Here is a 26,016-nt window from a genome sequence, read left to right on the forward strand (position 1 = left end):
TCGGTCATAATTGCAAACCCCTATATATTAATTATTTCTGGGGATTTGAATTATGAATTTTGAATTTTTCTCAGAAGGTTGAGATTAGCAAATTAGCCGACAATCAAGCCATCCTGAACCCGGATAATCCGTTTAGTTTGGGCGGCAATATCTGGCTCATGGGTGACAATTACAATCGTGATTCCTTGCTCATTTAGTTCTGTTAATAAATTCATTACTTCATGGGAAGTTTCAGTATCCAAAGCTCCTGTTGGCTCGTCTGCTAAAACTAATGCAGGTCGGTTGACTAAAGCACGAGCAATAGCTACCCTTTGCTGTTGTCCACCAGAGAGTTGACTGGGACGGTTAGAAATTCGCTCTGCTAGTCCTACTTTGCTCAAGGCCTCCAATGCCCTTTGACGGCGTTTTTGCTTTGGCAAGTTGGCGTAAACCATTGGTAACATAACGTTATCCAGCGCTGTTGCCCGTGCTAATAAGTTAAATTGTTGGAAAACAAAACCAATCCTTTGATTACGAATATACGCCAATTCATCATCATCAAAAGTAGTTAGGTTCCTACCTTCAAAAATATAGTGTCCAGTCGTGGGACGATCCAGACATCCCAAAATATTCATTAGCGTGGATTTACCCGAACCTGATGCACCCATAATAGATACATATTCTCCTTCCTCTATGGAGAGCTGAATTCCCTTGAGTATGGGGACATCCACTTCTCCCAAATGGTAGGTTTTGGTAATGGATTCCATCCAAATCATGGTTGGCATAAGTTGCTAGTGGTGAGTGCTGAGTGGTGAGTGCTGAGTTATGAGTGCTGAGTTGTGATGGCTAAATTTTGCTTTTCTGCTCCTCTGCTCCCCTGCTCCCTGTCCCTGCCATCAAAGCGATGGGATATTTTTTTATCTGGAAGTTCCTTACTCAGGACTCAGAACTTTTAACTCAGCACTGTTAAGCTTAGTCGCTTCTTAGAGCGGTAATTGGATCTAATTTGGCAGCGTTCCGTGCTGGAATCACTCCAGCAATTAAGCCAACGCTTAAGGAAAGTCCAAACCCGACAATGATTGACAAAAAAGAAATGACAAATGGAAACTTAAAAATGGTTGCAGAGCCAAAGGCAATCAAAATACCACTTGCCATGCCAATACCTCCGCCCACAATAGAAATCACGATCGCTTCGGCTAAAAATTGATTAAGAATAGCTGAATTTGTAGCGCCTACAGCTTTGCGAATACCAATTTCTCGCGTTCGTTCTACAACAGAAACAAGCATGATATTGGCAATACCAATTCCTCCAACAACGAGTGAAATACCAGCGATCGCTACTAGCATCACTGTAAATAATCCCACAACATTGGTGAAGGTGTTAACAATATCAGCTTGGTTAGTCAGCCGGAAATCATCAGCTTGTGGTGGATAGATATTGTGACGCAGGCGTAAGAGATTGGTGACTTGAAACTGAGCCGCTTCTAACTGTTCTGGATTGCTGGATTTGACTAAAATCCCACTCACAGAAACACCTGCTAGGGCATTGTTACCAACCAGTCTTGCCGACATACTAGTCAAAGGGATAAAAATTTGGTCATCTCGATCCATCGGCCCTTGAGAACCTTTCGGTTCCATCACTCCAATGACTTCATAAGCCTCTCCTCGAATGCGGATTTTCTCACCGATAGCATTGACACCTTGCCCAAAAAGTGTTCTCTGGACTGTAGGCCCAATAATAGCAACTTGTGCAGCAGTATTCAGTTCCTCTTGAGTAAAAAATCTTCCCTCTTGGGGGTGGGTATTTCTCGCTTCTGGATAGTTCAAATCTGTGCCATAAATTGTTGTTGATGTATTCTGCCCTTCATAAACAACTTGTGCATTGCGTTGTAGATAGGCAGAAACAATCTGAGCCGATGGTGCTTGTTGGGCGATCGCTTTTGCATCTTCCCAAGTTAAGGTACTGCTAGAACCTATCCCTTGGCTAATATTCCCACTTCTTGCCGCACCAGCTAAGATTTGAATTACATCTGTACCCAATGCTTGTATCTGTTGCTCAACTCCCTTTTGTACCCCCTGACCAACAGAGGTAATGGCAATGACTGAGGAAATACCAATAATTACGCCCAGCATCGTTAATCCTGTGCGTAACTTGTTACTCCATAAAGTTTCTGCTGCCATTGACAAAATTTCTAGCAACGGCACTGTGCGGCTATTTTTAACTTTGTAAAAGCCCTTAAATATCTTAAACATATTGATGTGTAGCAATCAGATTTGATTCCTAAATCACTTGTGGAGATTGGGAACAAGGAACTATGAGTTATATATTTACAAGTAAACTTTAAGGAGAACCACCACCTTGAGAACGACCTGAAGAACGCCCACCACCTCCTAGCCCAGGGAAAACTCCTCCTCGTGGTGTTGATTGCGGCCGTGACCCTGGAGGGAAACTGAGCAATACCCTCTCGTTTCCAGTCAATCCAGACTTAACTTCGGTAAAGTTATTTACAGTCACACCAGTTTCAATGCGAGTAAATACAGGGTTGTTATCTTCTCCTGGCACAAACACACCTGTGGCATTTTCTCGACGTACAACTGCTGCTGTTGGCACTACCAGCGCATTCTCCAATTGTCCTACTTGAAATTCTGTTGTGACATTCATCCCAGACCGCAGTAATCTTTGAGGATCTGAAAGTGCTACTCTCACTTCAAAACTAGTAACGTTTTGGGTAACCACAGATTGGGCAGCGATTTGCTTCACTTTACCTTCAAATTTCTTTCCTGGATAAGCATCTGCTCTAATCGTCACTGTCTGTCCAAGGCGGATTTTGGAAATATTAGTTTCAGCTAAATTTGCTACAACTTCATTTGTAGAAGCCAAAGCCAAAATCGAAGAAGAAGTCGCGGAAGATACATCGCTACTTGCAGTTGTGGGAGTCACAAAAGCACCTGGATCAGCGTATTTCTTGGTCACTACACCTTCAAAAGGTGCGCGAATGATCGTGTCATTAATTTGGGCTTGGATGTTTTGCAACGAACCGCGAGCAGATGTTACCTGGGCGCGCGCTGCGTCTATATCTTCTCGGCGCGTTCCTGCTTTCAGGAGTGCCAGAGCTTGCTGTCTCTGGTTCACCACGGCTCGTGCTTGCTCGATGTCTTCTGAGCGTGACCCGGCTTTTTGTAACGCCAGTGCTTGCTGTGCTTCATTAACCGTAGCTTGGGCACTGTCACGATCTGCACGACTTTGATTTAAAGTCTGAAGGGAAATACCGCCTGCATTGTAAAGTTGCTGATTGCGGCGGAAATTATCTTCCGCTTTGCTAAGAGCAGCTTGAGCGCTTTGTAAGCGTGCCTGTGCTTGGGCAATATCTTGAGAGCGATTACCTGCTTGTACCTTTTGCAGATTCGCCTCGGCTTCGTCTAGTTGTGCTTGTGCTTGAGCAATATCCTGAGGGCGATTGCCTGCTTGTGCCTTTTGCAGATTTGCCTCAGCTTGTGCCAGTTGTCCTTGAGCAGAGGTGAGTTGCCCTCGCAGGTTAGAATCATCCATGTAAGCTACAATCTGCCCTTGTTTGACGATATCGCCTTCCTTGACCAGCAGTTGTTTCAGGATACCTGAATTTTTTGGGCTGAGGTTAATTAACCGCTCCGGTTTTACTGTTCCGTTCGCTGAAACTGCGATCGCTAAAGTCTGCCTTTGTACAGGCTGTGTTAAAACCCGGCGTCTCGCTTGCTGAGTTGGAACGACAGCTACCTGGTAATAAATGGCGTAGCCAATTCCACCCAAAAAGGCAAGAGCGAGTAGCCAAGACAGCCAACGAGTCTTGTTTTTGCTTTTTTTTATTTCTGGTATTAAACCTGACGAATCTACAGGGCTGGATGTATCAATTGTCATAAATACTCTTTTTTTTTATTAGTAAACATGACTTGTTCACCATATTTTTGTATAAATTCATGCTAGTAATTATCGTTCAAAATAGTCCAACCTGGTACATTACCAAAGTCACTAGTACTTCCAGACTGATACATGACCAAAGTCACCAGTGCTACGGAAATGAAAAACTCCACCCACGGATTGGAGTTTCCCGGCGACTTTCTATGAACTTGACATTAATTAACTAAGCTACAAATTTTGAATGCTAATACCAGAAATCCAATTTAATTGAGATAATTTACTATGGAGTCTTAACTCTTAACTACAAAATTTGCCTTTCGTCTAGAGCGTAGATCGTTTAAGCTAGCTGAAAGATTCTTTGATTTGTGGGTAAGAGGCGGTAGTGTGCCTAAAAATTTTCCATTGATTTCTCTTCTGGTTGTGTGTAGCTTGTGGAGCGTGCCAAAAGCAGCTCATGCACAGGCACTAATACCTCATACACTGCAACTTAATGCAGCAAAGTTAGAAAAGCAGGGGTTGAGCCTGGCACAAGAGGCGGCTCAACTAGGACAGTTTCAACAGTTTGAGTTAGCTTTGCCACGAGCGCGGTTAGCAAGTCAACTGGCTCCTAAAAATGATAAAGTATGGTTTCTGTTGGGTGGTTTGCATTTGCAAAAAAAAGAGTTTGATGCGGCGATCGCTGCCTTGAAAAACGCACAATCTCTCAACCCAAAAAATGCTGATGTTTTGTTTGCTATGGGTTCGGCTAATTTTCAACAGCAAAAATATGATTTAGCTGTTGCCAATTATCAAGCAGGCTTAAAATTAAAACCCAATGACCCAGAAGGTTTGTTTGATTTGGGAAATGCCTATTATATGTTGGGTCGATTGCCAGACGCACTCGCTCAGTATAGTAAAGCCGTTTCCAATGATCGGAAATTTTGGCCAGCAATTAACAACACTGGCTTGATTCAATATGAGCAAGGTGACGTTCAAAGTGCGATCAAGCAATGGCAAACCGCTGTTACTCTTGATAAGCAAGCGGCAGAGCCTTTATTAGCATTAGCAGTAGCTCTGTATACCAAAGGCGATCGCCAACAAGGTTTGGCAATGGGAGAAGCCGCACTCCGTATTGATCAGCGCTATGGCGATTTAGATTTTCTCAAGCAGAATCTTTGGGGTGAACGTCTCCTATCTGATACCAAAAAGTTTCTAGAATTGCCCAGGATTCAAGCGGCTCTACAGCAAAGGGAAAATCCCATAGACTCTAAACAGCCTACCCAATAGGCAAATAGTGAATTGGCAATTGGTAATTAGAGCCGCTTTTACCCATTGCTTATTACTACTTGCGGAAAAACACCATTTCGTAGTACATGTATACTAAATAAAGTTAGCAATAAGCGCCCAAAATCATATACAGAGGATGATTCCCACAAAGTTCACTACTTGTTAGTGTTTGTTTGTGGGTAAAAGTGCCAGAATCTGGTCAACAAAAAGTTGATGGTCAACAATAGGCTTAGAGATGTAACCATCAGCACCACTTTGCTTCAAGAAGTTCTCGCGATCGCCTTCCATAGCGTGAGCAGTTACTAAAATTACAGGTAAGTTTGCTGTTTGGGGATCGGATTTTAACATTTGTGTAATTTTGATTCCATCAACAGATTTACCTTGGTAAACGCTTCGTGACAGAGACACATCCATTAAAATAAGGTCTGCCTCTCCTGATTGAGCAATTTTTATCACTTCTTCGACATTTTCTGTATGTTTAACATCTAAGCCGCCACGCTTGGTCAAAATCTTGGAAAAAACGCGAGCATTAATTAGATCGTCTTCTACAATTAAAACGGTTTTCATGAGAATTTGATTTATAGGAATTGGAGGGATGACTACCGGATTAAAACAGTTGTCAGCCTCCTTTTTAATCTTCAATGTGTATCCCCGTCATCAAGGATAATACTACTGCTTCTTATCCTATGACTATCAAGATTTGGTTAGAAATTGCTTTTCATCCATTATGCTGTGGTTGCTGCAGTGTTAATTTTCAGCGATTTTTGTGTAGTTAAAATTCAGGGACAAAGCTCATGGCAAAACAGTTAAACCTTCTCTCAACGGGACAGGTAATCACCACAGCCCTGCACACTGAGATGCAACGGTCTTACCTAGAATATGCCATGAGTGTGATTGTCGGGCGAGCGTTACCCGATGTACGTGACGGCTTAAAGCCAGTTCATCGCCGCATTTTATATGCAATGCACGAACTCGGACTCACACCGGATAGACCTTATCGCAAGTGTGCCCGTGTAGTGGGTGACGTGTTAGGTAAATATCACCCCCACGGTGACCAAGCTGTTTATGATGCCTTAGTGAGGCTAGTACAGGAATTTTCTAGTAGGTATCCCTTACTAGCAGGACATGGCAACTTTGGCAGCGTCGATAATGACCCACCAGCAGCGATGCGCTACACAGAAACGCGGCTCGCATCGATTGGCCACGAGGGAATGCTGGCAGAAATTGGCGAAGAAACTGTGGAATTTATCGGTAACTTCGATAATTCTCAACAAGAACCTACAGTACTACCGGCGCAGTTACCTTTCTTATTGCTCAACGGCTGTTCTGGTATTGCCGTGGGAATGGCAACAAATATTCCGCCGCATAACTTAGGCGAATTGGTCGATGGATTAATTGCCTTAATTGATCAACCGGATTTGACAGATGAAAAGTTATTCGAGCTGATTCCGGGGCCAGATTTTCCCACTGGTGGGGAAATTGTTGGTGAAGCAGGCATTCGAGAGGCATACACCACAGGTAAAGGCAGTATTGTGTTGCGGGGAGTTGCAGCGCTGGAGGAGATTCCAGCCGTTAGGGGAAGCAAGCGACGCACGGCAATTATTGTCACAGAATTGCCTTATCAAGTGAATAAGGCAGGCTGGATTGAGAAAGTAGCGGAATTAGTGAATCAAGGGCGTTTGCAAGGTATTTCTGATCTTCGAGATGAGAGCGATCGCGAAGGTATGCGAGTAGTGATTGAACTTAAACGCGATACTAATCCTCAAGAATTGCTCCAGCATTTATATCACCAAACCGCTTTACAAACTAACTTTGGAGCGATTCTCTTAGCCTTAGTAGACGGACAACCGCGCCAGTTAAGTTTGCGTCAGCTGTTGCTGGAATTTTTGAATTTCCGCGAGCAGACGCTAAACCGTCGCTACAGTTACGAGTTGGGTAAAGCGGAAAATCGGCTGCATTTAGTGGAAGGCTTACTCTTGTCCTTGTCTAAGGTTGATGAGGTAATTGAAATTTTACGGCAAGCAGCCGATGGCAGTACGGCAAAAATTACTCTTTGTAGCCGACTCAATTTGAGCGAGGTTCAAGCAGATGCAATTCTGGCTATGCCGTTGCGACGTCTCACCAGTTTAGAACAGCAGAATTTGCAACAAGAGTTTGAGCAACTAACAGAGCAAATTACTTTGTTACGAAGACTGCTCAGTGATAGAAAAGAATTACTCAAAGCGCTGAAAAAAGACTTGCGATCGCTCAAGCGCAAGTACAGCGATTCCCGTCGTACCAAGCTAGTGCCTAGTAGCGTGGAGGAAACAAAAAGACAAGGGGATAAGACAAGGGGACAAGGAGAAGAAGCAGAAAATCCTAAAGCTAAAACCGAAAATCTCAAATTAGAAGTCCCGTCAGAAGAAGCGGTTTTAGAGTTTACTCAACGGGGATATGTGCGCCGTATTTCGGCAAACGGTAAAAAACCCAAAGCTGAAAACGGTCTCAATGATCATGACTTTATTATCCAAACTGAGTTGACTGATACAGAGAAAGAATTGCTGGTACTCACCAGTGGTGGTAAAGCCTACCCAGTCAAGGTAGGAGATATTCCCTTAATCAGTGGACGATCTCCAAGGGGAACACCGCTGATCACCATGCTCTCCAATACTGCTCAAGGTACTCAAGAAGCTGTTATCAACCGCTTTTTGCTACCGGAAAATTCCGATATCGCTCAGATGGTTCTCCTGACAAAGCAAGGACGAATTAAGCGCTTGTCTCTGGAAGAATTGACTAACCTCACTCGTCGCGGAGTAACTATTTTAAAACTCAAAGACGATGATGAATTGTTATTTACTCAATTCACTACTACAAACAAACATTTAATTGTAGCTAGTTCCGGCGGACGTCTGTTGAGATTTCCAGCAAGTGACGAACAGCTACCGATTATGGGTAGGACAGCGATGGGGTTGCAAGCGTTACGTCTACGTAAAAATGAACAAATGGTTGGCTGTGTAACTGTAAGCGGAAAAGAAGATTTGTTGCTGGTTACTCAAGAAGGATATGCCAAGCGCCTGCCTGCAAGTCAATTAAAATCAGCTAATCGCGGTGATTTAGGTACGCAAGCTGTGAAATTTACCAATAAAACTGACAACTTAGCAGGGATGGTAATGGCGATCGCCTCGGCTGAAGTTGCGTTAGTTACTAATAAAGAGCGAGTAGTGCGGATACCTGTGGAAACAGTACCTATGTTGAATAAAGATAGCAAGGGAGAAAGCATCCTCCAACTTAACCGCGACGAAAAAGTCATCACTATTACCGAAGTACGTATATAAATCAATCTTCAACCTGGAATTAACGGCAAGATTGAGAGGTACTTGTCTAACTGCATATCTCAATTCTGCTTGAGCTTGGCAGTCTCAAATATGTCAGATGAAAGAACGTATTTGGCTTCATGCTACCTAAGATAGCCAGCATCGCTATGAAAAGCTTAGTTTTGTCTCAAATATATATACAGAGACAGATGCTACGCTAAACAAGCGTAAAAAACCATATTAATTACACTTTTATTATAAAGATTGTGCAAATTAGTAGATTACTTTGCTAGAAGCCTTTGATGTCCATATAAAAGCCAGCTATATAAACCTGCGTAGGAGTTTCATGAAGATTAGGTAAATAAATGAAAGAAATATTGTTGGATATTCGTTTTAATGTAAATATTGTGTGAAGTGCTGCAAAAATACTGAGTATTTTTATACATGAAAAAATTAGCTGCACACATCTAAAAACAGCCTTTTGCGGTACAGTGGAAAGTTTTCTGATTACCTCTACTTCGTGCGTTTCGCTAAATAAAGTTACTTTTTTTTAGAAAAATATTTAGCATACCACGACCCATACCTTCTTATTTAATCTTACCTTAAGCTTGGCTCACAAAGAAGCTTTCAAGACAGTTCTAATGTATGCAAACTGCAAGTGTATAAAAGCAAATACCAACAACACATACCTATGGCTGCAATGAAAAAGTTATCAATGGTCATCGCCGGAGCAGCATTTTCTGCTTCTTGTTTGGGGTTAGAACCTGTACGTGCAAGTCATACTTTTGACGGAGAATTACCTCATCGCCAATCGAATAGACCAGTAGTTAAAGATTACCTAGTAGTGCCACCAGATCCAAATATTGAGGGGTATTACGAGCCTTCAGGTGGTCTATACAATATTTTGGTAGACAGCAAACAAACTCAAGGTACGTCAACGCTATTTAATTTTTTGATTCCCCCAGGGGGCGGGACGATACCACATACTCACCATAGAGATGACGAAGTATTCTACGTCCTGAGTGGAAACTTGTCAGTTTTGCAAATAAACGACAATGTAGAGACCAATTTGACTGCGGGACCAGGAGGCTTTGTTTACCTTCCTCAAGGTCGCCCCCACTCATTTAGCAACCAAGGTACAGAAACGGTTAGTACACTGTCATTCTTTGCTCCAGGAGGGATCGAAAACTTCTTTAGGTTCATAGGTCGTCCCAAACAAATCGGCCCCGGTGGCCCAGACTTTACCTATGACAACATAGTCCAGCAATACCCTGAAGAGTTCGCTAAAATCCAATTTTCGCTCCCCGTTACCAATCCTGGAGCGAAGGATTTTGTAGTGGTGGAATCACAACAACAAGTCGGGCCAGTTACTTCTTTAGTAACTAAAGAGCAGACTACCGCAGGCAGGTTCTCGGCTGCAATTTTGTCGCTAGAGCCGGAATTGGAGATGCCGTTGCAGACCCAAAGTAGTGATGGTCAATTGTTCTACGCTCTAAGTTCAGGTTTTGCGTTTCAACTGGGAAATCATGTCGAAGAGTTGGTCGCTGGAAGTGCTGTCTACATTGCTCCCAATACGCCCTACTCATTAATGAACGCAGGTTTAACGGCAGCAAAATTGCTGTCTTTCTCAATAACAACTCCTGTTCCTGAACCTACTTTAATACCCTCACTGGTTGTTGTTGCTTTGGGGCTGGGGGTATTACGCAAAAAGTACCCCAGCAAACGAAAGCAAGCAGTTAAGATTGAAGCTAATTAGCATACACTTAAAACTTAGAACAGAAATAAGAGATGAGGATTGCCTGGTGCTAACTGAGTATTTTTGCTCTAGGCTATTCATCAAATGCTATTTTTCTAAAAAATAGACTCCCCTGCACGTCTATCTTTCATGGGTAATAGCAGTTATCTATCAAGATAAACTTAATAAAGCCTGTAAAGACAGGCTTTTTTTAATTTAGCTTCCAGCTTTAGGACTTACGCACTGAAGCCTAAAAAATAGATCCCCTCTAGCAGCGATCAGACGGCGTTTTGCATCCTGACTAAAGATGTGTGTACACTATAGCTTTAAAAAAAGGGAATCTCTAAAGCTCCCTTTTTAAGGGTTCGGGGGATCTGAGCGCGTAAGTTCCGAGCTTTTTAACTGTGAATTTATCGCTCACACTTGAAAGCAAAGTGGTAAGCCAAATAAAATAATTGCTAAATATTTTCAATAGCTATAATTTCTTATAATAATGAAAGTCTGTAAAAGCTCTTTAAACGTCAGTAGCTATACTTAGACGTTGATATATTTAAAGATAAAATTTACATCTGTTGAGGCTATTGAAGTCAAGCTTTATTAACAAAAATACAAATAAACTATTTCATTTATGAAAATAATTGTTATATTAGTTTACATAAGCTAACAAACCTTAGTAAAGCCTGTTTGGAGTGCCAATCATGACAGACACAACAAGAATTACTGCTCCTGTAGTTGAAGATCGCAATGCTTGGCGTTGGGGTTTTACCCCACAAGCAGAAATTTGGAATGGTCGCTTGGCAATGATCGGCTTTTTAGCAGCTGCTTTAATTGAGCTGTTTTCTGGTCAAGGCTTCTTACATTTTTGGGGCATTCTCTAAGTCTTAAAATACAAAATTAAGTAAAAATCAAAATACCTGGAAATGAATATCATTCCCAGGTATTTTATTTATTTGACACTTATCTTTGGCCAGGAGGTATTGACTTAAAGTTAACAACTCATGGCCATTGACTATTCCCTAACGAATATATTCTTTAAGGACACTGTTACGATTCGGGTGGCGTAACTTGCGGAGTGCTTTCGCCTCAATTTGGCGAATTCGTTCACGAGTAACGTTAAAAATCTGCCCAATTTCCTCTAGGGTCTTCATCCGACCGTCATCCAAACCGTAGCGTAATCTAAGAACATCTCGTTCGCGGGGACTGAGGCTGTCAAGGACTTTTTCTAGGTCTTCGCGTAGGAGATTTTTGGAAACTTGGTCTTCTGGAGTCTCACCATCAGATTCAATAAAATCGCCCAACCGAGAATCTTCTTCTTTCCCAATGGGGGTTTCTAGTGAGATGGGTAACTGAGCAGATTTAGCAATAAACCGCAGCTTCTCAATAGTCATTTCCATGCGAGTGGCAATTTCTTCTTCGGTGGGTTTACGGCCCATTTCTTGAGAGAGCAGTTTAGTGGTTTTCTTGATCCGAGAGATAGTTTCGTATAAGTGAACTGGAAGACGGATAGTCCGAGATTGATCTGCGATCGCCCTGGTAATCGCTTGACGAATCCACCATGTAGCGTAGGTAGAAAACTTATAACCTTTTTCATGATCGAACTTTTCAGCAGCACGAATCAAGCCAAGGCTACCTTCTTGAATTAAGTCTTGGAATGACAAGCCACGATTCATGTATTTCTTGGCAATTGAAACTACAAGACGCAGGTTAGATTGCACCATCTTATCCTTCGCCCTGCGACCAACATGGAGGCGATAGCGAAACGCTGGCAATGGTAATTGCACAGCTTCTGCCCATTCACTATCCTTAGGATCGCGTTCCAACTGTTCTGAAAGTCTTTCCCGTACCCTTTCTAATTCCAATAAATCTGCGATTTTACGCGCCAATTCAATTTCTTCGTCTGCCCGCAACAAACGAATTCGACCAATTTCTTGCAAGTAAAGCCGAATTGAATCTTCTGTATAGTGCTTTTTCTTGCTTTGTGTCCGACGACGCGATTTAGCGGCTTTTCCAGACTTTGCGTCGTCCTCATCAGACTGAGGCTCTAAAAATTCATCAATTTCGCCATCATCGGTAATCAACTCCTCTTCATCGTCGATTAAGAGTTCTTCTAACTCGAGCTCAGGCTGATTCATTATTTCTAGGTCAGGCTGAAAAATGCTTTCGAGTACGTTGTTAGCCTGGTTCATGCCGCGTTCCTCATGCTCCTTGCAGAATCAATTACTCAAGACGTGTTTACTGCTCTTATTAAGTGAGCTAGTTTACAACCGAAAATATTGTTTTGACTAATTTGTCTTAAACATTTTCGGGACTTTTACCACTCCTTTGGAGGAGTTTATTACTAAGTATGGAAATCGCTGTTATAGCTGACTTGTTCACCTTAGTAAATGCTATGGGTATTGCTTTCGCATACCACCTTTAACTGATTGGTCAAAAAAAGACGTGTCTTGATCAAGAAAATTTACCTCTACAGTCAAATTAATTATGACTGTTGGCAGATTCTTCCGTAAAGACTGTTCCGATTGTAGCCTGTTTCACAGAAATTGCACTCTTTTTGTGTGTTAATCTTGTAGTCCTTAAACTGAGTAAAGCCACTAATATCAAAAAGAACTTCAAAACGGTAGTCATAGCTTTAAATCTTTTCTGAATCTTTTTGTAATTGCAGTGGCATTGACTTTAGATTAAAAGGTAGGTACACCTGCCCACACACTATTCCAAGTAGAATGCACAACATTAATTACTTAGAAACAGCGCATTTTATATTAACTCAAACGAGAAGCATTAGCGCACTCATTTTTACATTTCCTTCATAAATTACTCAGTTCGTGAAGCTAAAAGGGTAATTCTCGTTTATAGATGCAGCAAGTAGGATGGTGTTTGCCTTTAGACACTCTGTCTTTTGTTTGCCAATAACTTTAACTGAGGAGTTAAAGTTGTGGCAGAATGAGCCTGATGGCAGATCAATTTAGATTTAACTAATTGGTCTTATTCACACGTTAGCGCACTGCTGAGATTTCAGCCTTATGAAACTTGACAAACTTTTCCTATTGTATACAACGATATTTTAATCAATACATTAAGGATTTGACATTCAGACTAGCAATAATTTTCCTGCTGAAGTTAAAGAATTTATAGGTTTAGTTAAACACTGACTTTTAAAACATCTTTAAGTAAATTTTAATACCATTAATTACATAAAATCAAAGCCATATTTTGAATAGTTAATTCTCAAGCCACTTACCAAATACCCGTTTACTAGATAATTCTTGAGTTTTGTTCTTCAACAATAACAAATACGCTCGCTCCTTGCTTGCGAGCAATAGCTATTGGAAGCCATAGATTATGACTTGTACGCCTTATTTAACTCAACGCGAAGCTAAAATATTAGCGAATACTCAATTACTGCAATACTAAACAGTGCTGTTGACAAAAGTGTATGATTATGCACACACTGGCAGAGAAACTTTTCCATCTTTGAGATTAACAATTGTATATTTTTATTAAGCAATTCTAATCTGTCGAAAATATATAAACCTCGTCTACCTTGAAACGGTGACTTCCTCCTAATTTCAACTGGTGAGTCTTAACTTTGCTGAACTACTATGCTGTGTGGTTAATTTTCGGGCTAAGTTGGAAATTTGATGACAGAATTACCTGATCAAATATGTTAGTGATGCTATTGCTAGCGGGAATATTTGCCTAAGTTACCTTAGCATTGTTGACGATGATTGTGTTGCTGGCACGATCAACCGTTAACAGAACTATTCTCAAGTGTTTTAACTTGTCGGTATGTCAACTGGCTAGAGGTAATCCCTTAAGTTTTGAAAACGTCCATGACTGCCTACTGACCGTGCTAGTTATGCCAAACATTGATTGGCAGTGGTGTTTGTGGAAAACATCGTGATTATAGGAAACATGAAATTTAGGGAATTATTAACAGAAATCAGCATTTTTTAAAATATAAAGTATAAAAAAGAAAATGGGTGATAGGTTTGTACTATCACCCACTACCAATTACTCATTACTAATAACCAACTTTTTAGGACAGGAGAGTAGTGAGAGAAACTACTATTAAATATCCAGATCCGTTAAGTTGAGTTTGGAGCCATAGGTTTCGATAAATTCTCGCCTAGGTGCAACGCGATCGCCCATTAAAATGGTGAAAATGCGATCAGCTTCGGCGGCATCTTCAATTTCCACTTGCTTCATTTTGCGGGTTTCTGGGTTCATTGTCGTTGTCCAGAGTTGTTCTGGCATCATTTCACCCAGTCCTTTGAAGCGTTGGATGTTGTAGTTGGCATTGCTGGGAAATGTAGCAATTTTTTGTTGCAGTTCTCGATCGCTATAGCAGTAATCATGGCTACGACCCCGTTCTAATTTATATAGTGGGGGACAAGCAATATAGATGAAGCCTTGTTCAATAAGCGATCGCTGATACCGATAGAAGAATGTTAACAAGAGTGTACGGATATGCGCTCCATCGACGTCAGCGTCAGTCATAATCACAATGCGGTGATAGCGCAGTTGGGAAGGATCAAATTCCTCGCCTTTGACTCCCAAACCAAGTGCGGTGATTAACGATTGAACTTCATTATTTTTGTAAATTTTAGCGTCGTCGGTTTTCTCAATATTGAGGATTTTACCGCGTAGGGGGAGGATCGCTTGGGTGCGGCGATCGCGTCCTTGTTTGGCACTACCACCTGCTGAATCCCCTTCCACAATGAAGATTTCCGATTCGCTGGGATCGCGAGAACTACAATCTGCCAATTTTCCAGGCAAAGGCGAAGATTCCAGCACCGATTTTCGTCGCACTAACTCCCGTGCATGACGCGCAGCTTCTGCGGCTTTAAAAGCTTGGATGGCTTTATCTAAAACTGCATCGGCGACACCAGGACGAAATTCTAGATATTCGGTGAGAACTTCTCCTACTAGAGAATCAACAATTCCTCGGACTTCTGTATTACCAAGTTTAGTTTTGGTTTGTCCTTCAAATTCAGGATCAGGGACTTTAACAGAAATAACTGCTGTCAAACCTTCGCGGACGTGTTCGCCACTGAGGTTAGGTTCATTTTCTTTAATTTTATTGCGTTTGCGGGCGATCGCATTTAATGTCCGAGTCAAAACCGCCTTCAAACCTTCCAGGTGCGTACCACCGTCAACTGTACGAATATTATTAGCAAAGCCCAGCACGTTATCTGTATAAGCATCAGTACACCACTGCAAGGCCACTTCTACTTGTACATTGCTGCGTTCGCCTTGCACATAGATAATTTCTTCATGCAGTGGCTGCTTCTCGCGGTTCATGTAGGCGATATACTCTTTGATACCACCTTTATATTCATAGGTCTCTATCTTAGGTGTATCGCTTTTTAGCAGTTCCAAGCGGTGGTCAGTAAATGTAATTTTGACGCCTGCATTTAAATATGCTAGTTCCCGTAGGCGACCTGCTAAAGTTATGTAATCAAACTCAATACCATTGGTAAAAATTTGAGTATCTGGCTTGAAGGTGACAGAAGTTCCTGTTCTAGCTTCTTTGTAGGGCTTGGCTTGCAGTTCGGTAACTGGGACGCCTCGTTCATAGCGCTGGAGATGAACCTTTTTATCTCGCCAAACTGTAACTTCAACAATCTCAGATAAGGCGTTAACAACAGAAATCCCAACCCCGTGCAATCCTCCAGAAACTTTGTAGCCACCACCGCCAAACTTACCTCCGGCGTGCAGTACGGTTAACACTGTCTCCAGTGCCGATTTACCCGTTTTTGGGTGAATATCAGTAGGAATGCCCCGACCATCATCTGTTACGGACACAGAACCATCAGCGTTGAGATCCACCTCCACATGAGTGCAGTGACCTGCCAAAGCCTCATCAATAGAATTGTCCACCACCTCATAAACTAAATGGTGGAGTCCTCTTGGGCCAGTGGAACCGATGTACATCCCTGGTCGTTTGCGGACGGCTTCCAGACCTTCCAGAACTTGAATCTGATCGGCACTGTAACTGCTCGTCATGAAAATTCTCCTGATGCGTGGGGTTGAACTCGCCTAAAATATGTAAAAGGCAAAACACTCCAAAATTCTAACACAAAAGCCTTAATGACGTCTCTAGGGCATTTTTGTGAGAAGTTTATATAGGGGCTGCAACCCCTTAGTAGAAATGGCATGAGGCGTGAGGAATGGCAAAATAACTAAATATATTAATAAATAATGACTAATGACTAGATTGGTTGTAATTTGTGGAGCAACGGCAACGGGTAAGTCAAGTTTGGGATTGGCTTTAGCTACGCGTTTGGGTTCTGTCGTTCTCAGTGCAGATTCCCGCCAAGTTTACCGCGAATTTGATATCGGTACGGCTAAACCAACAGTAGCGGAACAAGAATTAGTGCCCCACTATTTAATAGATATCTGTGACCCCACAGACACGATGACGGTAGCAGATTACCAGGAACAAGCGCAAGCCTTCATTGCTTCTATTCCTATTTCCCCAATGTTATTAGTTGGAGGTACTGGTTTATACATACGTTCTATTGTTCAAGGCATGAAGATTCCCAGAGTTCCACCACATAAAGAGTTGCGATCGCAACTCGAATCTCTAGGCCAAACTCAACTTTACGCTATGTTGCAACAAGTTGACCCAGCTGCTGCCCAAAAAATTCATCCTCATGATCCAGTACGGACTTTAAGAGCTTTAGAAGTATATTACGTGACTGGCATCCCCATTTCGGAACAACAAGGAGAAAATCCACCGAATTATCCGATTTTGCAAATTGGTTTAGATTGCGATTCTGAGCGGTTAGGCGATCGCATTCATAAACGCACTGAGCAAATGATAGCAAATGGTTTAGTAGCTGAGGTGGATTTTCTGTGTCAAAAATATGGCGCTGATTTAACTTTATTAAATACTCTGGGTTATCAAGAAATCCGGCAATATTTAACCGGAGAAATTTCTTTGGAGCAAGCGAAAGAATTAATAGTTTTGCATACAAGGCAATTTGCTAAACGTCAACGTACTTGGTTTCGAGCATATCCACAAATTGAATGGTTTAATGCAGATGATCCTGATTTATTAGAGAATGTTTGGCGGCGTGTGCAGGAGTTTACTGGTATTTGATAGGGTATGAACATAAGTAATATTTGCTATTAAATCGAAAAAAACAAATTAATTAAAATTAATATTTAGACAAAAATTTTAAGCTTTTATTGATTGGTACAGAGCATCTAATCTCGCTTGGATAGCTGGAGATTTAGCAGAGAAATGGATATAAAAATTGCCATTTTCTGCTGCTTTATCTATAACTTTGGCATATATATCTTCTTGAAGTTCCGCTGGTATATTTTGTCCCAATAAGTTGAGCTTGAGATTAGTCTGTACAGGCGGTATAGAATCTTTTGCTACATTCTCAGAGCGAACCTTAGCGCCTTTGGCTGAGAGTTGAACTAAACTTCCTTTGAAAATAGTTTCACTAATATGCTTTTCCTTCGAAAATCTGTATTGAATTGGAATGATTCCAGGAATAGGAAAAAATTCCACACTCGATAAATCAAATTACTCATTGCATCATCTCTGTCTTATTTGTTTCTCTATCATGCCTGTAAAAGGTTCCTAGAGATTGTCGGGATCTACACCCATAGCTCGAAGTCTTTCTGCTAATAATTGAGCGCGTTGTTCAGCCTGTTCAGCACGTTGTCTTTCTTGTTCAGCGCGTTGTCTTTCTTGTTGAGCAAGTTCATCTCCAGTTGCTAAAACAGTATGATTTTGAGAACACCAGCGTAACCAGACATCTTGTCTGCCTTCAAATTTACCTTCCCAAAGAGTTACACCTAAATCAACTTGTTCAAGCCACGTTTCTGAAGTTTCAAAGTAGCGTCTTCCTCTTAGTTCATAAACGCGCAATATTTTTTCTCCTAGCTGTTGGTTAGGATCATATACGATATAGTAACTGGCTCGCATTTGTTCATAAATATTTAGCTTTTTACTTAATTCATCACCTTCTTTATTAGAGACAATTTCAATTACTACTTCTGGCGGTTTACCAAACTCCCAAAGCATATAACAACGATTTTGTTTTTCCCACCAGTTTTCAGGGACTTCAACATCAAAACTCACAAAGACATCAGGTACAATAGCAGGCTGTTTGTAGGCGTGATAAATGCCTACATTAGCTGCTGCTAATAAAGTTTGCTGCTGTTTAGAACTGTAAAGGGAGCCAACCAAAAGGCGTTGTTGTTTTTCAGAGGCAAAATTATCCACAGGCGTATCATCTTCGGTGACTAGCTGGTTGGCATCTGGTACGTAGTAATTATCATCATTGATTAAAAGTTGCTCAACCATGACTTTATCCACTATTTAAGAGCGTTATTTATAGCTTAGTTGATTAAGTTTGAAAGTGCGATCGCCAGTTTTCTACCGTGTATATACGACGGTAAGCTTAAGTTAGTTGTGCCAATATTTACAGAATAATTTATGCAGCATGATTTCAATGATTGGCAAAATCTTACGGCAGCGTTACCAAATTATCGAGCAATTGGGACAAGGCGGCTTTGGTGAAACCTACCTAGCTGAAGATTTAGATATCCCTGCATCCACGTTCGCCTTATAACAAATACCTCAACACCAATTGTGGAAGATTTGATTAGGGAAGAACAAGCACAACGACAACAGGTTGAGGAATGTGCAGCAAAATTAGCTGCTAAATTGCGAGAATGGCAGTAGATCCAGATAGGATTTAATTAACAAAATTACTTTTTACAATTCAGACTTCATCCTAAACTGCGGCAAATCGTAGTGCATCTACACACTTAATCATTCTGGCAATATGCTTACCCAAGATAAACAACAACGTAACTGGAAACCTATTATCAAAGCTTTTGAGGCTGTTCTTGGCAAAAATGGCGTGGTACAACGCCGTGAAGAACTGATTACTTATGAATGCGATGGTTTAACTGCTTATCGCCAACGCCCTGCGCTAGTTGTGCTGCCAAGAAATACAGAACAAGTTGCCGAGGTGGTGAAGATATGCAATCAATACTCTATTCCTTTCATCGCCCGTGGTTCTGGCACTGGTTTATCTGGCGGTGCGTTACCTGGGGAAAACTCAGTTTTGATTGTCACCTCTTTAATGCGGCAAATACTCAGCATTGATTTGGAAAATCAGCGGGCTGTTGTTCAGCCAGGAGTTATTAACAGTTGGGTTACACAAGCTGTTAGCGGTGCTGGATTTTACTACGCTCCCGATCCTTCTAGCCAAATTATTTGTTCTATTGGGGGCAACATTGCCGAGAACTCTGGCGGGGTGCATTGCCTCAAGTATGGTGTCACAACCAATCACGTTTTGGGATTGAAATTAGTGCTTCCTGATGGTTCGATTGTCGATGTGGGAGGACAAATTCCTGAAATGCCTGGTTATGACTTAACCGGTTTATTTGTCGGTTCAGAAGGGACTTTAGGTATCGCCACAGAAATTACACTACGAATTCTCAAAAGTGCAGAATCAATTTGTGTGCTTTTAGCAGACTTTACTAGCATCGAAGCTGCTGGGGCAACGGTTTCCGACATCATCAGTGCGGGAATTATTCCTGGTGGTATGGAAATGATGGATAACTTTAGTATTAATGCTGTTGAAGATGTTGTAGCTACAAATTGTTATCCCCGCGATGCTACTGCGATTTTGCTAATAGAAATTGATGGCTTAGAAGTAGAAGTTGCAGGCAATAAACAGCGAGTTGTGGAAATTTGTAAAAAAAATGGAGCGCGTAATGTCACATTTGCTAGCGATCCAGAAACTCGATTAAAACTTTGGAAAGGACGCAAAGCTGCTTTTGCGGCTGCCGGACATTTAAGCCCAGATTATTATGTACAAGATGGTGTGATTCCTCGGACTCAATTACCCTATGTGCTTCAAGAAATTGAGTCATTAAGTCAACAATATGGTTACCGTGTAGCCAATGTATTTCATGCTGGAGATGGTAATCTTCATCCGCTAATTCTTTATGATAATTCTGTGCCTGGAGCTTTACATGAAGTTGAAGAATTAGGTGCAAAAATTCTTAAGCTTTGTGTCAAAGTCGGTGGTAGTATTTCTGGCGAACATGGCATTGGTGAAGAAAAGAAGTGTTATATGCCAGAGATGTTTAGCCCCACTGATTTAGAAACGATGCAATGGGTACGACAAGTATTTAATCCTAAAGGATTGGCAAATCCTGAGAAGTTATTTCCTACACCGCGTACTTGTGGTGAAGCAGCAAGTAGCTCAAGTCTCAAGCAATTTGAAGGAATTGAAAAATTTTAGTCACTCAGAGTAGAAATACTTATTGAAGTTTATTGACCATTCAGCTTATATAGACACTAGTTCTGCCTGTGCATACTATATAGTAGACAAGCCTGCTACCCCAGGCTTTTTTTGTATAGTATGACTGAAAAAGTAAAGGTTAGGTTTGCTATACTCAAAAGTTGAAAAAATGTAATTATTGCTCAAGTGCGAGAACATAAAATATTTATTTGCTTTTTCGTGTATTAGTAATAAATCATCATTCCTCCACATAATCCGGAGGTTTGCGATTTATTTGGTAAGTATATTAATCCTTCTATTCCTTCAAAACAAAGTCAAACCCATAAATGAATCGGTTTGCTAGCCGTTGTTTCTGTTACTTGCTATGTTTGGAATTAGTACTATGCTTAATAGTATTGTCGCTTCCTTCACTCTCAAGTTATTACCAAAAAGCAAGTCCTCCAACCACAACAGAAATTCGTGGCGTTTGGCTAACTAATGTTGCCAGTGGTGTATTATTTATGCCTTGGGGTATTAACCGCGCTGTAAACCAACTTTCGGCACTCAATTTTAATACTATTTATCCTGTAGTTTGGAATAGAGGGCAGACTTTTTATAAGAGCGCAGTAGCCGCAAGAGTTATAGGTTCAGATACTCAACCTTTGCTCAAATTCATGCATGGTGGAAGAGATGTTTTAGACAAGTTTATTCAACTAGCTGAACCTAAAGGTTTAAGTGTTGTCCCTTGGTTTGAATACGGCTTCATGACGCCGCCTAATTCAGAATTAGCAAGGCTGTATCCTGACTGGTTGACAATTGGGAAAGAAGGTATAAAATCTCTCAAAGAAATCCCACCTGAGGAAATTGACAATAGTTATATTAGTAAGCAAGCTTGGCTAAATCCTCTACATCCGCAAGTTCAAGAGTTTATCCAAGAGTTAATTGTGGAAGTAGTCAGTAATTACGATGTGGATGGCATCCAGCTTGATGACCATTTTGGGATGCCAGTGCAGTTTGGTTATGATTCCTTTACTATCGAACTCTATCAGCAAGAACATCAAGGTAAAAGGCCTCCAAGTAATCCTTTTGACCCAGAATGGATGCGTTGGCGAGCAGATAAAATTACTTATTTCATGGCAGAAATTTATCAAGCGGTGAAAGCGGTTAAACCTCATGTCAAAATCTCTCTATCTCCCAACTCTCAAGCTTTTGCTTATAAGTATTACCTACAAAACTGGGAGGATTGGATTAAAAAAGGCCTGGTGGATGAGTTAATTTTGCAGGTATATCGAGATGACAAAAACAGTTTTATTGCTGAACTAGAAAAGCCATCTGTAGAATTTGCTCGCAGTCAAATTCCTGTAGGAATTGGTATATCAACAGGAACTCTACGCGATCCTGTGGAAATAGCACAAATTAGAGAACAGGTTGAAGCAGTACGCGATCGCAAATTTCCCGGAATCTCTTTTTTCTACTGGGAGAGTTTGTGGGGTTACATCTCACCGGAATCACCCCATACGCGGCGCAGGGTTTTTCTAGAAATGTTTAATACCAAAGCTACAAGACCATTGTTACTACCAAAGAAAATTTGATGTTATTCGCGCCTACCAAAACTGAATTTAGCTTTACATTACAGTGGGTTGTAGCTACTCTTAGCGGTTTTTTGGTGAGTTTGTTTTTAATTGAAATTGGCGAAAAGTCAGATGTTGGTATTCCCCAGGCGGTTATCGGTGGGCTGGCGATCGCTTTGTCTCAAGGTTTGATTCTCAGACATAGCATCTTTTATCTTAGGTGGGTGTTGTTCACCATTGTGGCTTGGCTTGTAATTACCGTTATTGGTGTTGGTGCTGTGGGTTGGATTGTACCTACAACTGAGCTGTTTCCCCAAAGAATCATCTCAGGAGCGTTTTATGGCGCAATTGGCGGCTTTGGGATTGGATTTGCTCAATGGTTGGCGATTTATCAGCCAAACCCTACAGCCTGGCGATGGATATTTATTAGTGCCGCAAGTTGGGCAATTGCCATACCGATTGGTTCTATTGCCGGAATCATTTTACGCCAACTCACACAATTATTTTTCGGCGAAGTCGTGGGATTAGCAATCACTTGGTTGGTAGTTGCTTTCCTCACAGGGATTAACGCTTATAAATTGTTTAAGTAACTTCCTGTTTCGGCCTCTGGCTGGTAAGCTTTAATTTAAGTAGATAACTTGTTTCTGCTTGCTTTGAATACTTCACCCCAATTGTATTAAGTTTTGTCAGAAATTATTAATAGATTACTTGATTCTACTTAAGATATATGCAAAATTCTTAAGAAAATGTTACCAATAAATTTCAAGTAAGTTTGAACTAGCCTGCCAATGCATTTTCGTCTTCAACGAGCAGGATTTGTTAAGCATACTTTTATACACTTTCCGAGATTTCTAATTAGAAATCGAGAAAGACACAAATATCGATAATAAAGGCTGACAATCCTTTGCTTTAGGCGCTAAGGAGCATTCTTACCACCGTAACGATAACAGAGAGCGCCTAGATGAGTCAGTAACACCAGACAGGGACTCTCGCATGAATAATCAATCTGAATCAATTGTAGAGTTGACACAACTATCATCTCCTTACTTTATCTTCAAAGAAGACTTAGGTGATAAAAGTAGTGGTGAGCAGTTTCTACTGAGTATGTACGATTCTGTGCAGGCATCGATTTTTGTGGTCGATGTTCTAGAAGACGGAGATTTTCGGTATGTAGCGCTCAATCCAACTCATGAAAGATGGGTAGGAATCTGCTCAGAGGATCTTAAAGGTAAAAGGCCAGAAGATATCCTTTCACCAATCGATGCTGCCAAGGTGCGTCAGCACTATAGCGACTGTGTGCGCTTTGGTAAAACGATTTCCTATGAACAATGTTTGCAATTTCAAGGAATTCCTACTTGGTGGATTACGACTTTAACGCCACTACGAGATGCTAAATCTAGAATATATCGGTTAATTGGCACTAGCAACAATATTACTGCTGCTAAACAAGCAGAACGAGGAAGAAAACTGCAAGCAGAACGTGAGCAACTGTTAGCAGCGATCGCTCAACAAATTCGCAAATCACAAGATTTAGATCCAATTCTGCATCAGATAGTCAAAGAAATTCGGCCTTTGCTAGAGTGCGATCGCGTAATGGTTTACCGCTTTCAGCCTGATAGTAGTGGGGTAATCATTGCCGAATCAACTGTGATTAGCAGCCCACTGTTAGGAAAAAATATTCAAGATCCCTGCTTCAGCACTAAACATCGAGAACGCTACAGACGCGGCGGGATTCAAGTTATTGAAGATATTTATGCAGCTGGGTTGCATCCTTGTCAAAGAGATTTTCTCGCTTCATTGCAGGTGAGAGCTAATTTAATTGTGCCGATTGTTTTACAGCAGAATTTATGGGGGTTATTAATTGCCCAACATTGCTTGAAACCGCATCAATGGCAAGATACAGAAATTGACTTGCTCAAGCATCTAGCAACCCAAATCGAAATTGCAGCCCAGCAAGCAGAACTTCAGCAGCAGGTACAAAACCTCAAAGCCAAGCTGGATTTGCAAATGCAGCAGTACACAGCCGAGTTACAAAAAATTCAAGACTTTCAAGCTTTGGCGCGACGCATCACTGAGCAAATCCGCGATCGCCTTGATGAAACTTCAATTTTGCAAACAGTAACTCAAGAATTAGCACAATTACTCAAAGCTGATCGTTGCCAAATCGAACTTTATAGCAGTGACTATAAACTGACAACGATCGCCTATGAATACACTAATAGCGAACCCTCGTGTCAAGGATTGATTAAACACCTTGCAGACTTCCCCGAAGTTTATCAACGACTGTTGCAAAAACAACCTCTGCATTCTATGGAAATTATTCCGGGATGGCAGCCGAAATTGCGAGTGATCGCTCAGATAGCTTATCCCATTTTTGATGGACAGGGAATTATCGGTAATATCTGGCTGATCCGTCCAACACAACAGCAATTTGATGAATTTGAAATTGAGCTAGTGCAGCAAATAGCAAATGAATGTGCGATCGCTATTCGTGGTTCTAGACTTTATGAAACTACCCAAACGCAGGTTAGAGAACTAGGAACAGTTGCAGGACTCAAAAGCGAATTTCTCCGCACCCTCGCTCATGAACTGCGTACACCCATAACTAGTATTAGCCTTGCAGCCCAAACCCTCGAAAGTTTTCTCATACTAGAGGAGCTACTGGATAAAGATATAGTTCCACAACTGTTGCAGATTCTACATAACGAGTGTGAACGAAGCAGTAAGTTAATTAACGACTTGCTCACATTTACACATCCACAAGCCGCACCCGATACTCAAACTTTAATTGCCATTGACTTACAAACGTGGCTTCCCCCAATTGTCGAGTCTTTTCAAGAAGTCGCCGCCTGTCAACGACAGCAGTTAAACTTGAATATTCAACCTGAACTGCCGCTTTTAGAAACAGATATCACAGATTTAGAGCGGATTGTCACAGAACTATTAAACCATGTCTGCAAATACACACCTGGGGGTCAGGCAATTACAGTATCAGCTGGGTTGGTAGCAGATATGGTGCAGATTAGTTTCCACAACTCTGGATTAGAAATTCCTGCCGAGCAACTTTCAAGAGTTTTCGAGCCGTTCTATCACCTTACTAAAAACGATTCCTGGAAACATAGTGGCACAGGATTGGAACTGGCATTAGTGCAGAAAATGGTCAAACATCTAGGCGGCTCAATTCACGTAGAAAGTGCAGCCGGACAAACAACCTTCATCGTCAAATTCCCCAAACCAGAACTATTTTGTGAGCTACTGTACTAGCAAACCCGCCAGCAATTTGTTATAATCATTTTTCGTGTGGGTGACTAGCTCAACGGTAGAGCATCGGACTCTTAATCCGCTGGTTCTGAGTTCGAATCTCAGGTCACCCACTGCCACTAACACTTCATAAGTGGCGTTAGTCCAAAGTTTTAGCTAAATCTTTTTGAAATAACCAGCTTAACCGATTGTTGCATAACGGCGTTTCCAAGTTTTACATGGAAAGGTATTGCCTGTTTGTATAATCTCGTCAATCTCCTTTTCCCGAAGTACATCAATAACGATCGCACTCTAGCAGAGAATTCTGTTATTAGAGATGAGCAGATGCGATCGCAGCCTCAACAAACTCAGGATTTTTTTTACACTCCCATCAAATATTGAATACAGGTTGTCTCTGAATTGTAGCTGACCACAATAGAGCTATGAAGAATTGCGTACAGCATAAAAAAACTCTTTAATTAGAGAAAAGGTTAAAGGGAAAGGAACAAAGAAGCCGCGGATGAGATGCAGAGGCTCTTCCACGAGTATCAAAGACTCATTCATCCACCTCAAAGACTCATTCACGAGTATCAAAGACTCGTTCATCCACCTCAAAGACTCATTCACGAGTATCAAAGACTCGTTCATCCACCTCAAAGACTCATTCACGAGTATCAAAGACTCGTTCATCCACCTCAAAGACTCATTCACGAGGCTCAAAGACTCGTTCATCCACCTCAAAGACTCATTCACGAGTATCAAAGACTCGTTCATC

General features: G+C 41.3%; 18 protein-coding genes, 1 tRNA gene and 1 pseudogene. 12 read left to right on the forward strand and 8 right to left on the reverse strand.

All coding sequences use genetic code 11. The features are described from left to right. Positions 1-92: 92 nt before the first annotated feature. The 3 genes from AC5JL8_RS23575 to AC5JL8_RS23585 form a co-directional block, all read right to left on the reverse strand. A complete protein-coding gene (locus AC5JL8_RS23575; RefSeq protein WP_495882103.1) occupies positions 93-764 on the reverse strand; it encodes an ABC transporter ATP-binding protein in 672 nt (223 codons plus the stop codon). Between the two features lie 187 nt (positions 765-951). After that, positions 952-2,232 (reverse strand): ABC transporter permease, encoded by a 1,281-nt coding sequence (locus AC5JL8_RS23580; RefSeq protein WP_495882104.1) that lies wholly within the window; start codon positions 2,230-2,232, stop codon positions 952-954. Between the two features lie 88 nt (positions 2,233-2,320). Beyond that, complete coding sequence (locus AC5JL8_RS23585; protein ID WP_495882105.1) at positions 2,321-3,874, reverse strand: efflux RND transporter periplasmic adaptor subunit; 1,554 nt, start codon at positions 3,872-3,874, stop codon at positions 2,321-2,323. Between the two features lie 384 nt (positions 3,875-4,258). Here AC5JL8_RS23585 and AC5JL8_RS23590 point away from each other — a divergent pair, with 384 nt between their 5' ends. Continuing rightward, on the forward strand, positions 4,259-5,140 hold the full coding sequence (locus AC5JL8_RS23590; RefSeq protein ID WP_495882106.1) for a tetratricopeptide repeat protein: 882 nt from the start codon (positions 4,259-4,261) through the stop codon (positions 5,138-5,140). Between the two features lie 162 nt (positions 5,141-5,302). On the opposite strand, the gene AC5JL8_RS23595 is transcribed toward AC5JL8_RS23590, so the two are convergent. Next, the gene (locus tag AC5JL8_RS23595; RefSeq protein ID WP_495882107.1) at positions 5,303-5,707 is read right to left on the reverse strand and encodes a response regulator; all 405 of its coding nucleotides are present in this window, start codon (positions 5,705-5,707) and stop codon (positions 5,303-5,305) included. Between the two features lie 227 nt (positions 5,708-5,934). Here AC5JL8_RS23595 and gyrA point away from each other — a divergent pair, with 227 nt between their 5' ends. The 3 genes from gyrA to AC5JL8_RS23610 all read left to right on the forward strand — a co-directional run bounded on the left by gyrA (position 5,935) and on the right by AC5JL8_RS23610 (position 11,046). Beyond that, positions 5,935-8,454, forward strand: coding sequence for a DNA gyrase subunit A (gene gyrA, locus AC5JL8_RS23600; RefSeq protein WP_495882108.1), 2,520 nt, complete (start codon positions 5,935-5,937; stop codon positions 8,452-8,454). Positions 8,455-9,124: 670 nt separating this feature from the next. After that, positions 9,125-10,189: a cupin domain-containing protein gene (locus AC5JL8_RS23605; protein ID WP_495882109.1), complete on the forward strand. Its 1,065-nt coding sequence runs from the start codon at positions 9,125-9,127 to the stop codon at positions 10,187-10,189. 677 nt (positions 10,190-10,866) lie between these two features. Then, on the forward strand, positions 10,867-11,046 hold the full coding sequence (locus tag AC5JL8_RS23610; RefSeq protein WP_495882110.1) for a high light inducible protein: 180 nt from the start codon (positions 10,867-10,869) through the stop codon (positions 11,044-11,046). Between the two features lie 138 nt (positions 11,047-11,184). Here the strand turns inward: AC5JL8_RS23610 and rpoD are convergent, their stop codons facing one another. Together rpoD and gyrB are read right to left on the reverse strand one after the other, a co-directional pair. Next, the gene (gene rpoD, locus AC5JL8_RS23615) at positions 11,185-12,354 is read right to left on the reverse strand and encodes an RNA polymerase sigma factor RpoD (RefSeq protein ID WP_495882111.1); all 1,170 of its coding nucleotides are present in this window, start codon (positions 12,352-12,354) and stop codon (positions 11,185-11,187) included. A 1,882-nt stretch (positions 12,355-14,236) separates the two neighbouring features. Continuing rightward, entirely contained in the window at positions 14,237-16,174 is a 1,938-nt protein-coding gene (gyrB, locus tag AC5JL8_RS23620) for a DNA topoisomerase (ATP-hydrolyzing) subunit B (protein ID WP_495882112.1), read from the reverse strand. 202 nt (positions 16,175-16,376) lie between these two features. Here gyrB and miaA point away from each other — a divergent pair, with 202 nt between their 5' ends. Continuing rightward, positions 16,377-17,273, forward strand: a complete 897-nt coding sequence (gene miaA / locus AC5JL8_RS23625; protein ID WP_495882113.1) for a tRNA (adenosine(37)-N6)-dimethylallyltransferase MiaA — start codon at positions 16,377-16,379, stop codon at positions 17,271-17,273. Between the two features lie 78 nt (positions 17,274-17,351). Here the strand turns inward: miaA and AC5JL8_RS23630 are convergent, their stop codons facing one another. Then, positions 17,352-17,693, reverse strand: coding sequence for a hypothetical protein (locus AC5JL8_RS23630; protein ID WP_495882114.1), 342 nt, complete (start codon positions 17,691-17,693; stop codon positions 17,352-17,354). Between the two features lie 72 nt (positions 17,694-17,765). Beyond that, positions 17,766-18,494 (reverse strand): Uma2 family endonuclease, encoded by a 729-nt coding sequence (locus tag AC5JL8_RS23635; RefSeq protein ID WP_495882115.1) that lies wholly within the window; start codon positions 18,492-18,494, stop codon positions 17,766-17,768. Between the two features lie 484 nt (positions 18,495-18,978). Here AC5JL8_RS23635 and glcD point away from each other — a divergent pair, with 484 nt between their 5' ends. The 7 genes and pseudogenes from glcD to AC5JL8_RS23670 all read left to right on the forward strand — a co-directional run. Beyond that, positions 18,979-20,451 (forward strand): glycolate oxidase subunit GlcD, encoded by a 1,473-nt coding sequence (gene glcD / locus AC5JL8_RS23640; protein WP_495882116.1) that lies wholly within the window; start codon positions 18,979-18,981, stop codon positions 20,449-20,451. 326 nt (positions 20,452-20,777) lie between these two features. Next, positions 20,778-22,022 carry a glycoside hydrolase family 10-like protein gene (locus AC5JL8_RS23645; RefSeq protein ID WP_495882117.1) on the forward strand — a complete coding sequence of 415 codons (1,245 nt, stop codon included), beginning with the start codon at positions 20,778-20,780 and terminating at the stop codon, positions 22,020-22,022. Beyond that, positions 22,022-22,591 carry a hypothetical protein gene (locus AC5JL8_RS23650; RefSeq protein WP_495882118.1) on the forward strand — a complete coding sequence of 190 codons (570 nt, stop codon included), beginning with the start codon at positions 22,022-22,024 and terminating at the stop codon, positions 22,589-22,591. The genes AC5JL8_RS23645 and AC5JL8_RS23650 overlap by 1 nt, the downstream gene beginning before the upstream one ends. A 403-nt stretch (positions 22,592-22,994) precedes the next feature. Continuing rightward, positions 22,995-25,265, forward strand: a complete 2,271-nt coding sequence (locus tag AC5JL8_RS23655) for a PAS domain-containing sensor histidine kinase (protein ID WP_495882119.1) — start codon at positions 22,995-22,997, stop codon at positions 25,263-25,265. 38 nt (positions 25,266-25,303) lie between these two features. After that, a tRNA-Lys gene (locus AC5JL8_RS23660) sits at positions 25,304-25,375 on the forward strand. Positions 25,376-25,499: 124 nt separating this feature from the next. After that, complete coding sequence (locus tag AC5JL8_RS23665) at positions 25,500-25,643, forward strand: hypothetical protein (RefSeq protein ID WP_495882120.1); 144 nt, start codon at positions 25,500-25,502, stop codon at positions 25,641-25,643. 123 nt (positions 25,644-25,766) lie between these two features. Continuing rightward, a pseudogene (locus AC5JL8_RS23670) lies at positions 25,767-26,016 on the forward strand (hypothetical protein); the annotation flags it as partial.

It is taken from the genome of Mojavia sp., assembly GCF_059505145.1.

Bases quoted from the DNA above. Each gene is read 5' to 3' on its own strand.
- AC5JL8_RS23585 (WP_495882105.1), bottom strand. From the start codon at position 3,874: ATGACAATTGATACATCCAGCCCTGTAGATTCGTCAGGTTTAATACCA.
- AC5JL8_RS23575 (WP_495882103.1), bottom strand. From the start codon at position 764: ATGCCAACCATGATTTGGATGGAATCCATTACCAAAACCTACCATTTG.
- miaA (WP_495882113.1), top strand. From the start codon at position 16,377: ATGACTAGATTGGTTGTAATTTGTGGAGCAACGGCAACGGGTAAGTCA.
- AC5JL8_RS23635 (WP_495882115.1), bottom strand. From the start codon at position 18,494: ATGGTTGAGCAACTTTTAATCAATGATGATAATTACTACGTACCAGAT.
- glcD (WP_495882116.1), top strand. From the start codon at position 18,979: ATGCTTACCCAAGATAAACAACAACGTAACTGGAAACCTATTATCAAA.
- rpoD (WP_495882111.1), bottom strand. From the start codon at position 12,354: ATGAACCAGGCTAACAACGTACTCGAAAGCATTTTTCAGCCTGACCTA.
- AC5JL8_RS23595 (WP_495882107.1), bottom strand. From the start codon at position 5,707: ATGAAAACCGTTTTAATTGTAGAAGACGATCTAATTAATGCTCGCGTT.
- AC5JL8_RS23610 (WP_495882110.1), top strand. From the start codon at position 10,867: ATGACAGACACAACAAGAATTACTGCTCCTGTAGTTGAAGATCGCAAT.
- AC5JL8_RS23605 (WP_495882109.1), top strand. From the start codon at position 9,125: ATGGCTGCAATGAAAAAGTTATCAATGGTCATCGCCGGAGCAGCATTT.
- AC5JL8_RS23655 (WP_495882119.1), top strand. From the start codon at position 22,995: ATGAATAATCAATCTGAATCAATTGTAGAGTTGACACAACTATCATCT.
- AC5JL8_RS23650 (WP_495882118.1), top strand. From the start codon at position 22,022: ATGTTATTCGCGCCTACCAAAACTGAATTTAGCTTTACATTACAGTGG.
- AC5JL8_RS23645 (WP_495882117.1), top strand. From the start codon at position 20,778: ATGAATCGGTTTGCTAGCCGTTGTTTCTGTTACTTGCTATGTTTGGAA.
- AC5JL8_RS23580 (WP_495882104.1), bottom strand. From the start codon at position 2,232: ATGTTTAAGATATTTAAGGGCTTTTACAAAGTTAAAAATAGCCGCACA.
- gyrA (WP_495882108.1), top strand. From the start codon at position 5,935: ATGGCAAAACAGTTAAACCTTCTCTCAACGGGACAGGTAATCACCACA.
- gyrB (WP_495882112.1), bottom strand. From the start codon at position 16,174: ATGACGAGCAGTTACAGTGCCGATCAGATTCAAGTTCTGGAAGGTCTG.